This window comes from Wolbachia endosymbiont (group A) of Andrena fulva, assembly GCF_964026815.1.
Lineage (GTDB): Bacteria > Pseudomonadota > Alphaproteobacteria > Rickettsiales > Anaplasmataceae > Wolbachia > Wolbachia pipientis.
Genome location: NZ_OZ034701.1, coordinates 323223 through 339703 on the forward strand (window position 1 = coordinate 323223; position 16481 = coordinate 339703).

General features: G+C 35.9%; 10 protein-coding genes, 2 rRNA genes and 1 pseudogene. 4 read left to right on the top strand and 9 right to left on the bottom strand.

Annotated elements, in window-relative coordinates; genetic code table 11:
* Window positions 1-474 precede the first annotated feature (474 nt).
* From mutS to AAGD84_RS01645, 3 genes are all read right to left on the bottom strand, one after another.
* On the bottom strand, window positions 475-2970 hold the full coding sequence (mutS, locus tag AAGD84_RS01635) for a DNA mismatch repair protein MutS (protein WP_341818179.1): 2496 nt from the start codon (window positions 2968-2970) through the stop codon (window positions 475-477).
* A 275-nt stretch (window positions 2971-3245) separates the two neighbouring features.
* A complete protein-coding gene (locus AAGD84_RS01640; RefSeq protein WP_265037788.1) occupies window positions 3246-4061 on the bottom strand; it encodes an ankyrin repeat domain-containing protein in 816 nt (271 codons plus the stop codon).
* Window positions 4062-4246: 185 nt separating this feature from the next.
* A complete protein-coding gene (locus AAGD84_RS01645) occupies window positions 4247-4429 on the bottom strand; it encodes a hypothetical protein (protein WP_006279522.1) in 183 nt (60 codons plus the stop codon).
* Between the two features lie 397 nt (window positions 4430-4826).
* Here AAGD84_RS01645 and AAGD84_RS01650 point away from each other — a divergent pair, with 397 nt between their 5' ends.
* Complete coding sequence (locus AAGD84_RS01650) at window positions 4827-5534, top strand: TerC family protein (RefSeq protein WP_264723269.1); 708 nt, start codon at window positions 4827-4829, stop codon at window positions 5532-5534.
* A gap of 32 nt (window positions 5535-5566) precedes the next feature.
* Here AAGD84_RS01650 and guaA read toward each other — a convergent pair whose 3' ends face one another.
* The 3 genes from guaA to AAGD84_RS01665 all read right to left on the bottom strand — a co-directional run bounded on the left by guaA (window position 5567) and on the right by AAGD84_RS01665 (window position 11021).
* Complete coding sequence (gene guaA / locus AAGD84_RS01655; protein WP_341818074.1) at window positions 5567-7129, bottom strand: glutamine-hydrolyzing GMP synthase; 1563 nt, start codon at window positions 7127-7129, stop codon at window positions 5567-5569.
* Window positions 7130-8109: 980 nt separating this feature from the next.
* On the bottom strand, window positions 8110-9894 hold the full coding sequence (locus AAGD84_RS01660) for a ribonucleoside-diphosphate reductase subunit alpha (protein ID WP_341818075.1): 1785 nt from the start codon (window positions 9892-9894) through the stop codon (window positions 8110-8112).
* Window positions 9895-9944: 50 nt separating this feature from the next.
* Window positions 9945-11021, bottom strand: a complete 1077-nt coding sequence (locus AAGD84_RS01665; RefSeq protein ID WP_012673083.1) for a methyltransferase domain-containing protein — start codon at window positions 11019-11021, stop codon at window positions 9945-9947.
* A 335-nt stretch (window positions 11022-11356) separates the two neighbouring features.
* On the opposite strand from AAGD84_RS01665, the gene AAGD84_RS01670 reads away from it, so the two are divergent.
* Window positions 11357-14122: ribosomal RNA gene (locus tag AAGD84_RS01670) — 23S ribosomal RNA — on the top strand.
* 66 nt (window positions 14123-14188) lie between these two features.
* A 5S ribosomal RNA gene (rrf, locus tag AAGD84_RS01675) occupies window positions 14189-14295 on the top strand.
* A gap of 85 nt (window positions 14296-14380) precedes the next feature.
* Here the strand turns inward: rrf and AAGD84_RS01680 are convergent.
* From AAGD84_RS01680 to rpmH, 3 genes and pseudogenes are all read right to left on the bottom strand, one after another.
* A complete protein-coding gene (locus AAGD84_RS01680) occupies window positions 14381-14644 on the bottom strand; it encodes a hypothetical protein (RefSeq protein ID WP_077188558.1) in 264 nt (87 codons plus the stop codon).
* An 86-nt stretch (window positions 14645-14730) separates the two neighbouring features.
* Window positions 14731-15006 (bottom strand): annotated as a pseudogene (rnpA, locus tag AAGD84_RS01685) (ribonuclease P protein component); the annotation flags it as partial.
* 67 nt (window positions 15007-15073) lie between these two features.
* Entirely contained in the window at window positions 15074-15208 is a 135-nt protein-coding gene (gene rpmH / locus AAGD84_RS01690) for a 50S ribosomal protein L34 (RefSeq protein WP_006279898.1), read from the bottom strand.
* A gap of 107 nt (window positions 15209-15315) precedes the next feature.
* On the opposite strand from rpmH, the gene pstC reads away from it, so the two are divergent.
* Entirely contained in the window at window positions 15316-16404 is a 1089-nt protein-coding gene (gene pstC, locus AAGD84_RS01695) for a phosphate ABC transporter permease subunit PstC (protein WP_038199744.1), read from the top strand.
* Window positions 16405-16481 lie beyond the last annotated feature (77 nt).

The window sequence follows — 16481 nt, forward strand, 5'->3', positions numbered from 1 at the left end:
CTGGGGTTATTATCCGCTTTAAAATATTGGCGTTTTTTATGTTTTAAACGCTTGACAAGCAAGATTAAGCTGCTTTTAATTGCAACTAACTTACGCTGCAAATGTTTAAGAAATTTACTAAGCAGAAAAAAAGACAAAGAATCCCCGAGTTAGCTAGTCTTTTACTATCTCTGTCGAGTATTGGCATTTTTTGATGTCTTGTAACGCTTTATAAGCGCGTTCAGCTTATTTAGATAAAAATCTAGATGTAGATGAAGTTTTGTAAAGACATACAGTATCTATATACTGCAAAAAATTGAACATAAGACGCCGATACATTAAGTAATCCTTACCTTTTAATCTGCAGATTGGCGAAAGCAAATACAATAGCTTCACTATCATGATAAGGGCGCTGGCGAAGGGTGTCAAGTAAGTTTTTCGTTTCTATAGCTACTACCACGATTGTATAGGTAATTCTTCACTTATAATAATGATTCAAGCCTTCAGCTCCTCAAACACTTCACTTGCTCTATTTAAAACAGAATCAGGAAAACCAGCAAGTTTTGCTACATGTATTCCATATGACTCATCTGCAATGCCTTCAATTACTTCATGTAGAAAAATAACCTCTCCGTTCCACTCTCTTATTTTTACACAAAAACATTTCACGTTCTTCAAGTATTTGCTTACTTTAGTTAATTCATGATAATGAGTTGCAAAAATGGCGCGGCACTTATTTACATTGTGAATATGTTCAATCACCGCCTGTGCAATAGATAATCCATCATACACCCCTGTGCCCCTACCAATTTCATCAAGTATCACCAAGGAACGGTCCGTTGCCTGATTTACTATCGTTGCTGTTTCGATCATCTCTACCATGAAGGTAGAATAACCAGCTGTTATATTATCCGTTGCGCCAACCCTGCTGAATATCTTGTCAATCACTCCAATATGTGCACTCTCTGCTGGCACAAATGACCCCATGTGAGCTAAAATTGCAATGAGAGCGTTTTGCCTCAAGAAAGTGCTTTTTCCAGCCATATTAGGACCAGTAATTAGATGTATACCAGCTAAATTGATGCTATTTGCAATGAATTTATCGTTAACTTCAACCACTGGATGTCTTCCGCTACAGATATTGAACTCTTTGCTGTCATCAATAATGGGTTTTACGTAATTATTTTGCACTGCAAGCTCTGCAAATGCGGTTCTAATATCAAGTTTTGCCAAAGCATTTGCAGCAAGAGCAATTTTTTCAGATTCTTTAGCGACTTCACTACACAGTTCACTAAAAATTTTCATTTCTAAGCCGATTGCAGCATCACGTGCCGTAAGAATTTTATTTTCTAGTTCTTTCAATTCATTAGTAGTGTAGCGCATGCTATTTGCTAAGCTTTGCCTATGAATAAATATATCCGAAGTTATTTTGTGATTTGCCGACACTTCAACGTAATAACCAAGTATGTTGTTGTGTAATATTTTGAGTGCGGCAATGCCAGTTAGGTCGCGATAAGATTCACGGAGTTTGGTTATTAGTTTATTACTATTATTTAATATGTAGGATAACTCAGATAATTCTGAGTTGTATTTTGAGTGAATAAATCCTCCTTCTTTCACGGAACTGAGGTTATTATCGAGTATAGCACTATTTAACAGTTCAAATAGGTCTTTATGATTGCCAAGGCTTTTATGTATTGTGCTTAGTTCACTCTCGTCTGATTTTACTGTTATTCCAGCGTGTGACGCTGGCTGGATCTCAGTTTGGATGACATATTGTTGTGGGAGAGATCCATTTTCACCTGATTCAATTTTACATAAGAACTCAGACAATTCTAAAGTCTTTCCTAGGCCTATTTTCAATAGGTTCATATCCTTTGGTGAACCACGCCCTAGTATTAAGCGCGATAAAGACCTTTCAATATCCGGAATGTTAGATAATATCTCTCGTATTTTTCTGCGTGAATCATGATTATTTACAAAAAATTGAGCGGTACTGAGCCTTAGGTTAATCGCCTTAGAACAAGCAAGTGGTGAAGCAAGCATTTGTTTTAACAGGCGTCCACCAGAGGCTGTAACTGTGTGATCAATAACTGAAATTAGTGAACCTTTCTTTTCACCAAATTGAGTTGAAAACAACTCAAGATTTCTCCTTGCTGAAGCATCAATAAGCATGAAATTTTGTTGCTTATAGGTTTTTGGGAATTCAAGCCTTGGAATGGAGCCCCTTTGTGTTACTCTGACATATTCAAGCAGTGCACCGCACGCCATGATTTCTACTTTGCTGAAATTTCCTATACTCCCAAGTTCCCTGATTTTATAAAACTCGCATAACGTTCTGTGAGATTTACTATACTCAAAAAAACTCTGTGCGTGTTGCGTAATTGATATTTTATAATTTTTTAAAACCGATCTAATTTTTTCATCCTCAGTGAATTTTTCAGAAATTAATAATTCTCTTGGTGATATACGCAATAAATCACTATCTAGAGCTTTCAAACTCGTTAAAGTGTGAAAAAATTTTCCCGTCGATAATTCAAGCCAACTAATAGCATATTTGTCATTTTGTTCAACTATGGACGCGAGATAATTATTGCTTTTATCCTCCAGTAGTGAATCTTCTATAATTGTACCTGGAGTTACAACTCGCACTACATCACGTTTTACTATGGATTTATAGCCCCTCTTTTTTGCTTCATCAGCAGTTTCTAATTGGTCACAGATTGCTACTTTGAATCCTAAATCTATTAGCTTGTGTAGGTAAGATTCACTACTGTGTGCTGGCACTCCACACATTGGTATGTCCTGCCCACACGAATTACCTCTCTTGGTTAGCACTATATTCAGCAATTTCGCAGCTTTAATAGCATCATCGAAAAACAATTCATAAAAATCTCCTAGCCTATAAAATAGCAGATGATCTTTGTATTGAGCTTTCAGGTTCAAATACTGCTCCATCACAGGGGTGTTTTTTTCTTTTACGAAGCTCATAATATTTTTTAATATATTGTATTGATAAACGTTATTATAGATTATATTGCACATGTGGATAACATAAATTTTAAATAGGTGTATAGAGGGAAAAATTTAAAACAATTAAATTTCTTGGATCCAAGTAGTCAGGACACTTGGATGAAATAAAGAGTAGGAGTATTTGATGACAAAAAAACAAAAAACGCAGTTGTCATTCCAGCACGTGACGCTGGAATCCAGAATATCCTAATTACAAGGTTTATTATTTAGTTTGAAAAATACTATAGCTTTTTCTATGTAAGTTGTTGCCCTTCTTTATCATTTTTACCATTTGCAGCACCAACAGATATTTCAGAGCTAACAGAGCTAACAGTGCTAATAGTTTTTTCTATCGCTTTAGCCTGTTCATAGTCTTGACTCAAAAAATACATGGCCAGTCCAACAGCTATACTAGCAACAAGAACAGATGCTATCATTACACCTAGTATCATACCACCAGAAAGACTTACTGCAACATACACACCAGCTCCAAGTACAACACCAAGAAAACCACCAATTATTACGCCAGGCACTAAACTGCCTATCATAGCGCTTTCTTTTTTCGTATGAGCTTGTTTTTTCATACTTTTAATAAGCACTTCTTTTGTTTCTCCTTGAGCTAAATCTAAAGGAATTTTATTATCCGCGTTTTGTATCAAAGGATTTGCACTATATGTAACAAGAAGGGTGATTATTTCTTCAGTTTTATTACCTATAACTGCATGATGTAGTAATGTATTTCCCTCTTCATCTTTAAAGTTTATATGAGTACGAAATTCTTCATCTAGATTTCTTATTGGGTTGTTTTTTGCATATATCCCAGATTGTATTGCTCTATCTAAGCATTGTATCACTTGTTCTAGTGATTGCTCGCCAGGATTTTGTATAAAATGAAGCAGAATTTCGTGTACTATCGCTTCCTTTGTAGTTTGTAGGCATCGTAAAGCATAATTAAATGTCTGTGTAGTGATAACGTCTTCTTTTCTTTTTTTAAGAACAACCCTTAAATCTTCAATCGCCTTTTCACCATCTTTTATTCCAAGAATTATTGAATCCAAATTATTTATCATGCTATCCTCCTTGGTTTGATTGCATTACTCATTAATAAATAGTATAATAAATCCTGCTAAAAGTCAAGCAATTAATTAATAAGTTAATACAATCCTCCAAAAGGAGCTCCTTACTTTTTGTTCAGCATGTCCATTGGATCAGACTCTTTAAGCTTGCTGTTTGCTGAATTTATTCATCATAATAGCTACAATGTGCTATCGAAGTTCTCTGTAATCTTAGTTGGTTCTTCTAGAATATTCAAAATATCAGTTGCACAATAAACCCGATCTCTCTTTCCTTGAGAAGTTTGTGAAACGATGCCTAAATCTTCAAGCTTTACGATTGCTCTTTGGGCTGTTGTAAATACGACACCTAAGTTTTCAACCACTTTCCTTATAGTAAAGTAAGGGTTTAAAGACTATTAACTAAATCATTGTCCCATTCAAATTTTGGTGGCAAGGGGCTTGGTATAAATGCCTGATAACCAGCGAATACTTTGCCTGATGGTGATCCTTTAATATACATTCATTCAACCTAGCACACTATTTTTATAGTATATATTATTTTCAAATAAAGTCAAAAATGAAAATAAGGCTTTATCTTATTTGCGTGCATGAAAATAAGAAACTCTCTTATTATTGATTTTGCTCAAAAACGAAAATAGAAGAAGCTGCTGAACTTTATATATCCTGTTTTTCTGGAGAACTGCTATAAAACTTCTGAGTGAAGTCACTTAATTTTTACACATCTATTGTAGAGTAAGAAGAACCGAATTTGAAACAAAAATGCTAACTGATGCTTGGACTTTACTGACACTTACACTACTTGAAACTATACTTAGTGTAGACAATTTAATCTTTATTTCTCTAGCAATAGATAAGGTACCAAATGCGCTGAGAGAAAGAGTGCGCCTTATGGGCCTTGGATTAGCACTATTAATGCGTTTTGTAATACTATTTTTTACATCATCTATATTATCAATGCAAAAACCTATATTTCACACTGCATCAGCAAGGGATTTACTTATGATCGCAGGGGGATTATTCCTTATTGTTAAAAGCTCTATGGAGTTACGGGATGACATCTTTGTATGTAAGAAAAATAAAAGGAAAGCAAACGTTAAATCAAAATTTTTTTTAGTTGTGCTACAAATTATATTAATAGATTTAGTTTTTTCGGTTGATTCGATATTAACTGCTATAGCACTAACTTATAACATGGTAATAATTGCTACAGCATTTACATTTTCCATGCTAGCAATGCTGTTTTTATCAAGTTATACCGCCCAGTTAATCAAATCTAACCCAGGGTTAAAAATAATCGCCATTTTATTTGTTTTACTTGTCGGTGTGTACCTCATACTTCATGGATTTCATATAGAATTACCAAAAGGATATTTGTATTCTTCATTTATGTTTGCACTGCTTGTGGAAATTATAAGCAAAATAAAGAAAATTAACCGTCATACCGCGATTCATTCGCGGTATCTCTAGATCCAGCTAACAAGCAGCGGGATCTTTTTGATTCACTCCCACTCAATAGTTGCGGGTGGTTTAGAAGTGATATCATAAACAACTCTATTTACTCCGGGAACATTATTAACAATTATACTGCCTACATTGCGTAAAAAATCCCAAAATACTAGCAAGTGTTGATCCTTATCTTCAAATGGAAATGCATCGGCTGTCATACCATCAGATGATGTTACAGCCCTTAAAGCACAAACATATCCATACGTACGACCATCTCCCATAACGCCTACAGTTTTTATTGGTAATAATACAGCAAAAGCTTGCCATATCTTATCATATAGATCGTAATTTTTCATCGTATTAATATATATTTCATCTACTTCTTGCAATATTTGCACCTTTTCTTTATCGACTTCACTTATAATCCTCACTGCAAGTCCGGGTCCAGGAAATGGATGTTGAAATATTATCTCGTCTGAAAGCCCAATTTCTTTTCCAAGTAGCCTTACCTCATCTTTAAAGAGGTAACGTAAAGGCTCCACTAACTTCAGATTCATCTTTTCTGGCAACCCACCAACATTATGGTGAGACTTAATTGTACTAGTGTTGTCTGAGGCATGCCCTGACTCAACTACATCAGAGTAGATGGTACCTTGCATCAAAAAATCCACATCACCTATTTTTTTTGCTTCTTCTTCAAACACTTCAATAAAAGTGTTACCGATAATTTTTCGCTTTTCTTCTGGATCAGTTATTCCCTTCAACCTACTCAAAAATAAATTTGATTTATCAACGTAATTTATCGGAATCTCTTTCAACATAGCGATGGTTTGGTTCTTGCGTAACAACCCAGTATCGATAAAAATACAGTTCAATTGTTTTCCTATAGCTTTATGTGTGAGAGCCGCTGCAACACTTGAATCAACCCCACCACTCACTGCAGCGATTACTTTTTTCTCTCCTACTACATTTTTGATTTTTTCCTTTTGCTCCTCAATAAACGACTTCATTGTCCAGTCCCTTTCGCAATTTGCAATATCCAAGAAGTTAGAGAGCAATTTACTGCCATTTGTTGTGGGCTTAACCTCAGGATGGAACTGAGTACAGTAAATCTTCCGCTGTTCGTTGACAATCATTGCAATTGTTTGATTTATCACACCTGATGCAATAACAGTAAATCCATGTGGTATAGTATCAACACTGTCCGCATGGTTCATTAATACATCCACTTCAGAATTAACATCCCAGGTATCCTTTACAATGGGGGATTCTTTTAGTATCTTGATTTTAGTTCTACCAAACTCCTGTTTGAAACTCTCTTTTACTTTTGCTCCAAAATAATGACAAATGAGTTGCTGTCCATAGCATATTCCAAGTATAGGAACGTTTGTTGCCTCATTAAGTTTTATAATTTCATGTACTACTCTACTTGTTTCAGAACAATCATCATTTACAGATTGTGGTCCTCCAGAGAGAATAAACCCATTGAATTTTGATATTGTTTCAAAACTGATGTTGCTTGAAAATATCTCACAATAAACACCCATTCCTCTTACTTGTCTTGCGATAAGCTGTGTAAACTGTGAACCAAAATCAATAATGGCAATTGCTGACAATTTGCTCCTCCATATTATTTAAAATGATATCTGATAATAAAGAAAATAATGGAGTAAGTAAACCAAGACCTGTTTAAAAGCTTTAACGCGTGGTACAAGTTAGCTATATAGCTAATTTTCCTACACCATACCGCTGCGGCGCTAACTAGTAGCGGAATGACAGCAATCTACGTCATACCGCCGCAGTATCTCAGCCGCTAACAAGTAGCGGGATTATCTTCATGCTGCCACGAACCGTCATACCGCGATTCATTCGCGGTATCTCAGCCGCTAACAAGAGATCCCGCTAACAAGCAGCGGGATGACGAGGTATAAACTTTATCGTCATGCCACCGCGAACCGTCATACCGCGATTCATTCGCGGTATCTCGGCAATAGATCCCGCTAACAAGTAGCGGGATGACGATTGTCGTTTAGCCATAAATGTTTAAGAAATTTACCAAATGAAAAAAAAGGCAAAAGAAGCCCCATGGTGGTTGGCTATTTACTATGTACTAAAATATCGGCGTTTTTTTTATTCTAAAACGCTTGATTAAGAGCGATTTAGCTGCTTTTAACTTGCAACTAACCTACACCGCAAGTGTTTAAGAAATTTACTAAGCAGGAAAAAAGGCAAAGAAACCCCGTAGTAGCTAGCATTCAAATTCTCCCTTGTCAATTTGACGTTTTTTGCTGTCTTAAACGCTTTGTAAGCGCGTTTCGGCTTATATAGGTAAAAACCTAAAAATTTTTAAAGACATGCGATGCACGTAGTGCGAAAAATTAAACATGAGACGCCAAATACCCTAAGTTTTTTGTCATTAACCTGCACAGATTGCGAAGATAAATAAATAGCTTCAGTTTTATGATAAGGGAGCTGGCGGAGTTTGTCAAGAAAGTTTTTTCGTTTCTATTCCCAATAAAAGTGCGTTATATGGTTATGCAAGAAGTCTATTTACCCATTTGCTTAACTTTCTCTCTACTTTTTTTGAGTAAGGCCGCTATTGGCATGACAGACATTCATCGTAGTCAATATCTGTTTTTTGTTGCAATATTTCACTTTTTTTGAATATGTCATGCGAGACCTTATCGGCTCTCTGCATTGATTGTGATCTGCAGTAATATAAGCTCTTCAATTCTTTTTTCCAAGCAAGCATATGTATTTTGTGCAAGTAACGTTTATGTACGTTGGCAGGTAAGAACAGATTTACTGATTGAGATTGACAAATATACGAAGTTCTATCACTTGCATGTTCTATAATCCATCTTTGGTCAAGCTCGTACGCTGTTTTAAATGTCAATTTTTCATGCTCACTAAGAAAATCTAAATGCTGAACGGAACCCTCGTTTGTTGAAATTGAAGACCATATTTTATCATTGTCTTGATTTTTTTCTGCTAATAGTTTTTGCAAGAATTTATTTCGCACTACAAATGAGCCTGTAAGTGTCTTTTGTATGAATACGTTTGCTGCGTATGGTTCTATTCCAGGGGAGGTATTACCTGCAATAATGGAGATCGAGGCAGTAGGAGCAATAGCGAGTTTGTGTGTAAACCTTTCCATTAGATCAACTTCTTTGGCATCAGAACATGCTCCCTTTTCTTCTGCTAATTTTTTAGAAACTATATCTGCTTGCTCGCGTAAATACTTAAATATTTTTTTATTCCATTGTTGTGCTGTTACTGATTCAAAAGGAACCATTTTGCTTTGTAAAAATGAGTGAAAGCCCATCACACCAAGACCAATACTGCGTTCTCTGGCTGCAGAATATTTTGCTCGCTGCATTTCATTCGGTGCTTTATTTATGAAATCTTCCAATACATTATCAAGAAAGCGCATTATATCTTCTATGAAGAGTTTATTGTCTTTCCATTCTTCGTAGTACTCAAGGTTTACGGATGATAGACAACACACAGCAGTGCGTGACTTATTCAGGTGATCATAACCTGTGGTTAAAGTTATTTCACTGCATAGATTTGACATCTTGATGTCTAAGTTGAGCTTTTTGTAAGATTCTGGCTTATTGTTATTTGTTGCATCAAGGAAAATAATGTAAGGTTCTCCAGTTTCAACTCTTGCTGTTAATATTTTGATCCATATATCCCGCGCTTTTACAGTTGAAATAACCTTATTGTTGTGAGGGCTTATTAAATTCCATTCTTGATCATTCTCAACAGCCTGCATAAATTTATCTGTTACTATTACAGCATGATGTATATTTAACGCTTTGCGATTTGGGTCACCGCCTGTTGGCTTGCGTAAATCTAGAAACTCTTCTATCTCCGGATGAGATACAGGAAGGTAGACTGCTGAACTTCCTCGCCTTAGGGATCCCTGACTAATTGCAAGCGTTAGAGCATTTTGCACTACAATAAATGGAACAATTCCTGATGTTTTGCCGCTACCCTTTACGCTTTCGCCTATTGAGCGTAAATTTCCCCAATAACTACCTATGCCTCCTCCACGTGCAGCAAGCCAAACATTTTCGTTCCATAGATCAACTATTCCCTGCAAGCTGTCTTCGGTTTCATTAAGAAAGCAAGAGATAGGTAACCCTCTCTTAGTGCCACCATTGCTGAGTATTGGTGTTGAAGGCATGAACCACAAGTTGCTCATGTAGTCATAAAGACGCTGCGCATGTTCTTTATTATCAGAATAGTAATTAGCAATACGTGCAAAGAGGTCTTGATAACTTTCATTTTCTATTAAATACCTGTCTGATAGAACTGCTTTTCCAAAGTCGGTTAATTTGCTGTCCTTTGCGTAATTAATGGTAATGTTATTCATAAAGTTCCTTTTATTATATATAGATACTTAAAAGTCATTTTGAGCGATTTTTAAGTTAGGTTTTTCGGATTTTCTTGTTGATGCTGTAATGCAAACAAGATACCGTCAACCTGACTGCCATATATTTTACAGTAACTCATATAACTTATTTGCATATTTATTTCTTTTGCAACATGTTGAACATAACTTTCTGAGTGACGAAAATAGTCTCCTTTATTTACAAAGTCAATACCTTCACCTTCCTTTCTTCTTATTAAACATACAATAACTCCTTTTTTGCTCGTAGATCTTTTTGCTAATTCCAACTCTTCTTGAAAGTCATGTAGATAATGTAGCACTTCAGCAAAGATAATTACATCATACTGCTGGTTTTTCTCTTGTTTAAGAAACTCTTTCATTTCCATATGTATTAATTCATTGTAAACAGGCTTACCTTTTATAAAGCATCCTCTTGCGATATTTAGCATTCTACTTGAAATGTCAATTCCTGTTATATGGTTTCCAATACTATTTATTTTCAAGAAATGACCACATATTCCAGTTCCACAACCAAGGTCGAGTATATTGAGCTCAGAAGTGGAGTTGTTGAAGATTTTTGTAATTATCATGTGTACAAGTTCATGCCCTCTATATTGTTTGGCAATCAACCAATGCTCAACAAAATATTCACCTGTGTAATCAAAATATTGTCTTATGAGGTTTTTTGGCAATTCTGTAATAGGCGCTGAGTTTGTCATTTTTTTTATATAGTAAGACGCCTCCTCGTGGTCATTATCTAATTTTAGTGCCCTTGTTAAATAATTATAAGCTTTGTTAGTATTCCCTACCGCAAAATGACACCTTCCGATGTTATACCAGACTATAGGTAAATGGGGGTAAAATATGCTAATTAACCAAAATCGTAACTTTGCATCTGATATGCTACCTTTATAAAAGTGATATAAACCGATTTCAATGTTGGTGTTTAACAGGTTCTTAGATTTTTTAAGAAGCACTGTCATTTCTTTATGAAGAGTATTATATTTATTCACAATGAAGTGTTTTACTTTCTTAATATTTAATACGCCAATGAGCTTAGACATACAATTTAAAGCAACGTTTTTTATAAAAGAGAGATTACTTTTCATACGTTAGAAATACTCCGAATGTTTATTATCATTTTTAGGCAATTGATTTTAACACATTTTATCTTACAAAATATCTTTTTTATTAATTTTTACTGTATATATAAGTTTACCACATATTTCTCAGATTATACTGTTTAGGATTGCTAGTATATTGTTGTTGATAATATAAGTAAATGTTTTGTGCAAAAAGGCGTTGACATATTATTTATTAGGTTATAACATATAAAAGATTAATTTAGTTTTTAGATGTTTGACAAGTTTTATGGTAGAGATTAATTTAATCTCAATTCAATTTTAATAATATTTAACTCTGCATATTCTGCATATAGTCGGATAAATAAATTATTAAGAGCACTTGATGGATGCCTTGGCGTTAAGAGGCGATGAAGGACGTGGCAGGCTGCGATAAGCTGTGGGGAATTGTCAACAAATTTTGATCCGCAGATTTCCGAATGGGGAAACCCAACTAGTTTAGCTAGTTATTACGTACTAAGTATGTAAAGCAAACTTGGTGAACTGAAATATCTAAGTAGCCAAAGGAAAAGAAATCAACCGAGATTCTGTTAGTAGTGACGAGCGAAAGCGGAAAAGGCTAGTGATTTAAGAATAAGAATTAGAATACTCTGGAAATAGTAACCATAGAAGGTGATAGTCCTGTATAAGTAGAAAGTTTTTAAATCCTTGAGTAGAGTGGGGCACGTGAAATCCTGTTTGAATATGGGGGGACCATCCTCCAAGCCTAAATACTCCTTAACGACCGATAGTGAACAAGTACCGTGAGGGAAAGGTGAAAAGAACCCCGGGAGGGGAGTGAAATAGAATCTGAAATCAAGTGCTTACAAACAGTTGGAGCTCTATATCAATTTATTGATATTTAGAGTGACAGCGTACCTTTTGCATAATGGGTCAGCGAGTTAATCTATGAAGCAAGCTTAAGCCGTTAGGTGTAGGCGTAGCGAAAGCAAGTCTGAATAGGGCGTTTTAGTTTTATGGATTAGACCCGAAACCAAGTGATCTAGTCATGACCAGATTGAAGGTGTGGTAAAACACACTGGAGGATCGAACCAGTTAATGTTGCAACATTATTGGATGAGTTGTGATTAGGGGTGAAAGGCCAATCAAACTTGGAAATAGCTGGTTCTCCGCGAAATCTATTTAGGTAGAGCGTTGTATGTATGTTGTTGGGGGTAGAGCACTGGATAGACTAGGGGGATTCACCGTCTTACCAAATCTAACTAAACTCCGAATACCAACAATTAATTATACAGCAGGCACACTACGGGTGCTAAGTCCGTGGTGAAGAGGGAAACAACCCAGATCACTATCTAAGGTCCCAAAATTACAGCTAAGTGGGGAAGGAAGTAGAAAAACCATTACAGCTAGGAGGTTGGCTTGGAAGCAGCCATCCTTTAAAGAAAGCGTAACAGCTCACTTGTCTAAATAAGTTTTTCTGCGCCGAAAATGTACCGGGGCTAAAGCTGTATACCGAAGATGTGAGTGCTTATTGATTTCGATCAATAGGCGCGGTAGCGGAGCGTTCCGTAAGTCTGTGAAGGTGGTTTGTGAAAACTGCTGGAGATATCGGAAGTGAGAATGCTGACATAAGTAGCGTAAAAGAGTGTGAAAAACACTCTCACCAAAAATCTAAGGGTTCCTACGTTAAGTTAATCTGCGTAGGGTTAGTCGGTTCCTAAGGCGAGTCCGTAAAGGAGTAGTCGATGGCAATTAGGTTAATATTCCTAAACCTCTTAAGTGTGACGGGTTTCGTATTTGTATAGATCTTATTGGATTGATCTATGCTTAAAAGAAGCTCCAGGAAATAGCACTTATATTTATGAGGCCGTACCGCAAACCGACACTGGTGGATGAGTAGAGTATACTAAGGTGTTGAAAGAATGATGTTGAAGGAACTCGGCAAATTATACCTGTAACTTCGGAAGAAGGGTAACCTGCTTTTAGGCAACTATGAGTAGGTGGCACAAAATAGGGAGTAGCGACTGTTTACTAAAAACACAGGACTCTGCAAACACGTAAGTGGAAGTATAGGGTCTGACGCCTGCCCGGTGCTGGAAGGTTAATAGGAAGGGTGCAAGCTCCGAATTGAAGCCCCAGTAAACGGCGGCCGTAACACTGACGGTCCTAAGGTAGCGAAATTCCTTGTCGGGTAAGTTCCGACCCGCACGAATGGCGTAACGATTTCTCCACTGTCTCCAACATCACTTCAGCGAAATTGAATTCCCCGTGCAGATGCGGGGTACCCGCGGTTAGACGAAGAGACCCCGTGCACCTTTACTATAGCTTTACATTGCTATTAAAAGTGTGATGTGCAGGATAGGTGGGAGACTTTGAAGTTATGGCGCTAGCTATAATGGAGTCAACCTTGAGATACCACCCTTTACACTTTTGATATCTAACTATGTTTCATTATCTGGAACTAGGACATTGTATGGTGGGTAGTTTGACTGGGGCGGTCGCCTCCTAAAAAGTAACGGAGGCGTGCGAAGGTAAGCTAGAGCTGGTCGGAAATCAGCTTGATAGTATAATGGCATAAGCTTGCCTGACTGCGAGGCTGACAAGCCAAGCAGAGACGAAAGTCGGTCATAGTGATCCGGTGATTCTGTATGGAAGGGTCATCGCTCAACGGATAAAAGGTACGCCGGGGATAACAGGCTGATGGTGTTCGAGCGTTCATAGCGACGACACCGTTTGGCACCTCGATGTCGACTCATCACATCCTGGGGCTGAAGAAGGTCCCAAGGGTTCGGCTGTTCGCCGATTAAAGTGATACGTGAGTTGGGTTTAGAACGTCGTGAGACAGTTCGGTTTCTATCTGCCGTGGGTGAAGGAAATTTGAGAAGGTCTGACTCTAGTACGAGAGGACCGAGATGGATATACCTCTGGTGTACCAGCTGTTATGCCAATAGCATCGCTGGGTGGCTATGTATAGATGGGATAATTGCTGAAAGCATATAAGCAAGAAACCCTCTTCAAAAAGATTTCCCAATTAAGGCCGTGGAAGACTACCACGTTGATAGGCTAGGTGTGGAAGCATGGTAACATGTGAAGCTAACTAGTACTAATAGCCTGATTGATTTATTTGCTTTCTATATGTGTGTATGCAGTGTTAAATATTAAGTTAAAATTGTTAAGTTAGAAATTTTTATTGACTTGGTGGCTATAGCAAAAATGAACCACCCGATCTCATCTCGAACTCGGAAGTGAAACTTTTTAGCGCTGATGGTACTTGAAAAGGGAGAGTAGGTCGCCGCCAAGTTTATAAAAATTTCTTTGTTAATTAGACAGTAGGTATACTTATATTTTAACTTTCTTGTTTTGTTACTATTCTTTAAGTTTTTACTTTAACTACGATATCTTTTTTTTCTTATATGTTCTTGGTCATTTTCTACATTATTTAGCATTGTTCCTACTTCCCCTAATTGATTCCCTTTTGAAGGAGAATTACTGATTTCTGGTAATATTACATTACCTCCCACTTTTTTAAATAATTCTTCTTGTTGGCGAAATGCTGACCTCCAATCTGTTCCTGTTCCTTTAGGAAGAAATAAGAATTGATACATCTGACCAAAGCCTGTGTTATTTACCTCTTTTATATGCTCTACCATTCACCACACCCATTAACTATTTTTAAAAATTTTACCTATATTATCATAAAAAATATAGTTGTAAATACCTTAATTGAGATTTTTTTTTATTTTATCTTTTTTAAGCAAATAGTTAGATCTTTTTGTAAATTTTTATAACTTGCTTGCATAATGTTTCTATGAGTTAGTATTATGTAGTAGTGCCCTATATTACTTATATTTAAAATGCTAATTTTAGCAAGCATTCGTAGTTGCCTTTTTATTTTATTTCTTTTTGCTGCTTTTCCGGTTTTTTTACTGATAGCCAGACCTACTCTAATAGTATGAATGTACTTTTCAGGTTCTCTTTCTTTTATAGCGTACAGTGATATATAAAGCCCACGATAAAAAAGACTGTTGAGTGCTAACTTATTTTTGAAAGCAGAAGAAAAATCTTTTTTTTTATACTTACTATGCGCATAATTTGTTACACCCTAATGAACGGCGCCTATTAAGGATTTTTCTTCCAGCTCTTGTTGCCATACGTGAACGAAATCCGTGTCTGCGCTTTCTTATCAAATTTTTTGGTTGAAATGTTCTCTTCATTGTTTTTATATTAATATAATTATTTATTTTAAATTGTTTTACTTTATTGTCAAATAATGGTGAACTTGTATGACATTTTCGTAGAATAAAATTTGATGCATGGAAGAATGAATTCGGTGATAGTCATACCTGTCTTACTAATCCTTTTATTTTGTTTTAGTAGGTTTCAAGAAGTAAATAAGGTTAAATCTTATCTATATCTTAGTTGTGTATGGATGCTAACTTGGTTGTTAGTATTCTATAATAATTGTTTTGTAACTTTTATTTCTATAGCGTTACTTTTTTTCATGCTTGCTTTTATCTTTAAAAATAAAAGAAATAAGATAATAAAACTTTCGTTATTTGTGGCTTTGGCCATATCATTTTTTATCACTTTATTTATAATGCTGTCTATTTTTATTCAATCCATTAGTTTTTTTAATAAAGTAGCTATTTCAGAATTCTTGTTTTGCTTGAAATGGGGCCACAATGTAGTCACTATCAATGAAGAGAAGATAGGATGTTTTGGTATAGCGCCGCTTTTAGTTGGTACATTACTTATAACTATTATAGCAATGTTAGTTGTCGTTCCGCTTGGTTTATTTTCTGCAATATATATTAGTGAATATGCGAGTGAGAAAGTGCGTTATATTGTTAATACAACTTTGCAAGTTTTGTCTGCTATTCCTACGGTTGTATATGGATATTTCGCGGTTGTGTTTTTGTCTTTCTTTATAAAGCAGGTAGCAAATTTTTTTGGTTTAAGTATACACTCAGAAAGTGCCTTAGTTGCCGGTTTATCGATTGGGATAATGATTCTTCCTTTTATTATTTCTTTACTCGAAGATGCCATAAGATCTGTTCCAAAAAGCTTGCGTTATGGCTTCATGGCACTTGGTGCAACTCCAGCGGAAACTATATGGCATATAACAATACCTTATGCAATGCCTACAATTTTAAGTGCAATTTTATTGTCAATTTCAAGAGTGATAGGTGAAACAATGATTGTGCTAATGGCTGTGGGAATCAACGCAAATTTGACTTTTAACCCTCTTAATTCAGTTACTACCATTACCGTGCAGATCGCTACATTACTTACCGGAGATCAGGATTTCAATAGTGTACAAACTCTTGCTGCTTATGCGCTTAGTTTAGTATTGTTTATTATTACTTGGCTATTAAATGCATTTGCATTGTTTGTAATGAAGCGTAACTAGTAAGCGTTTTAATGTTGCAAAATTTCTATTAATAATATAAAATTTATTTTCTTTAGAAGTTCTTTTATGGAATTATA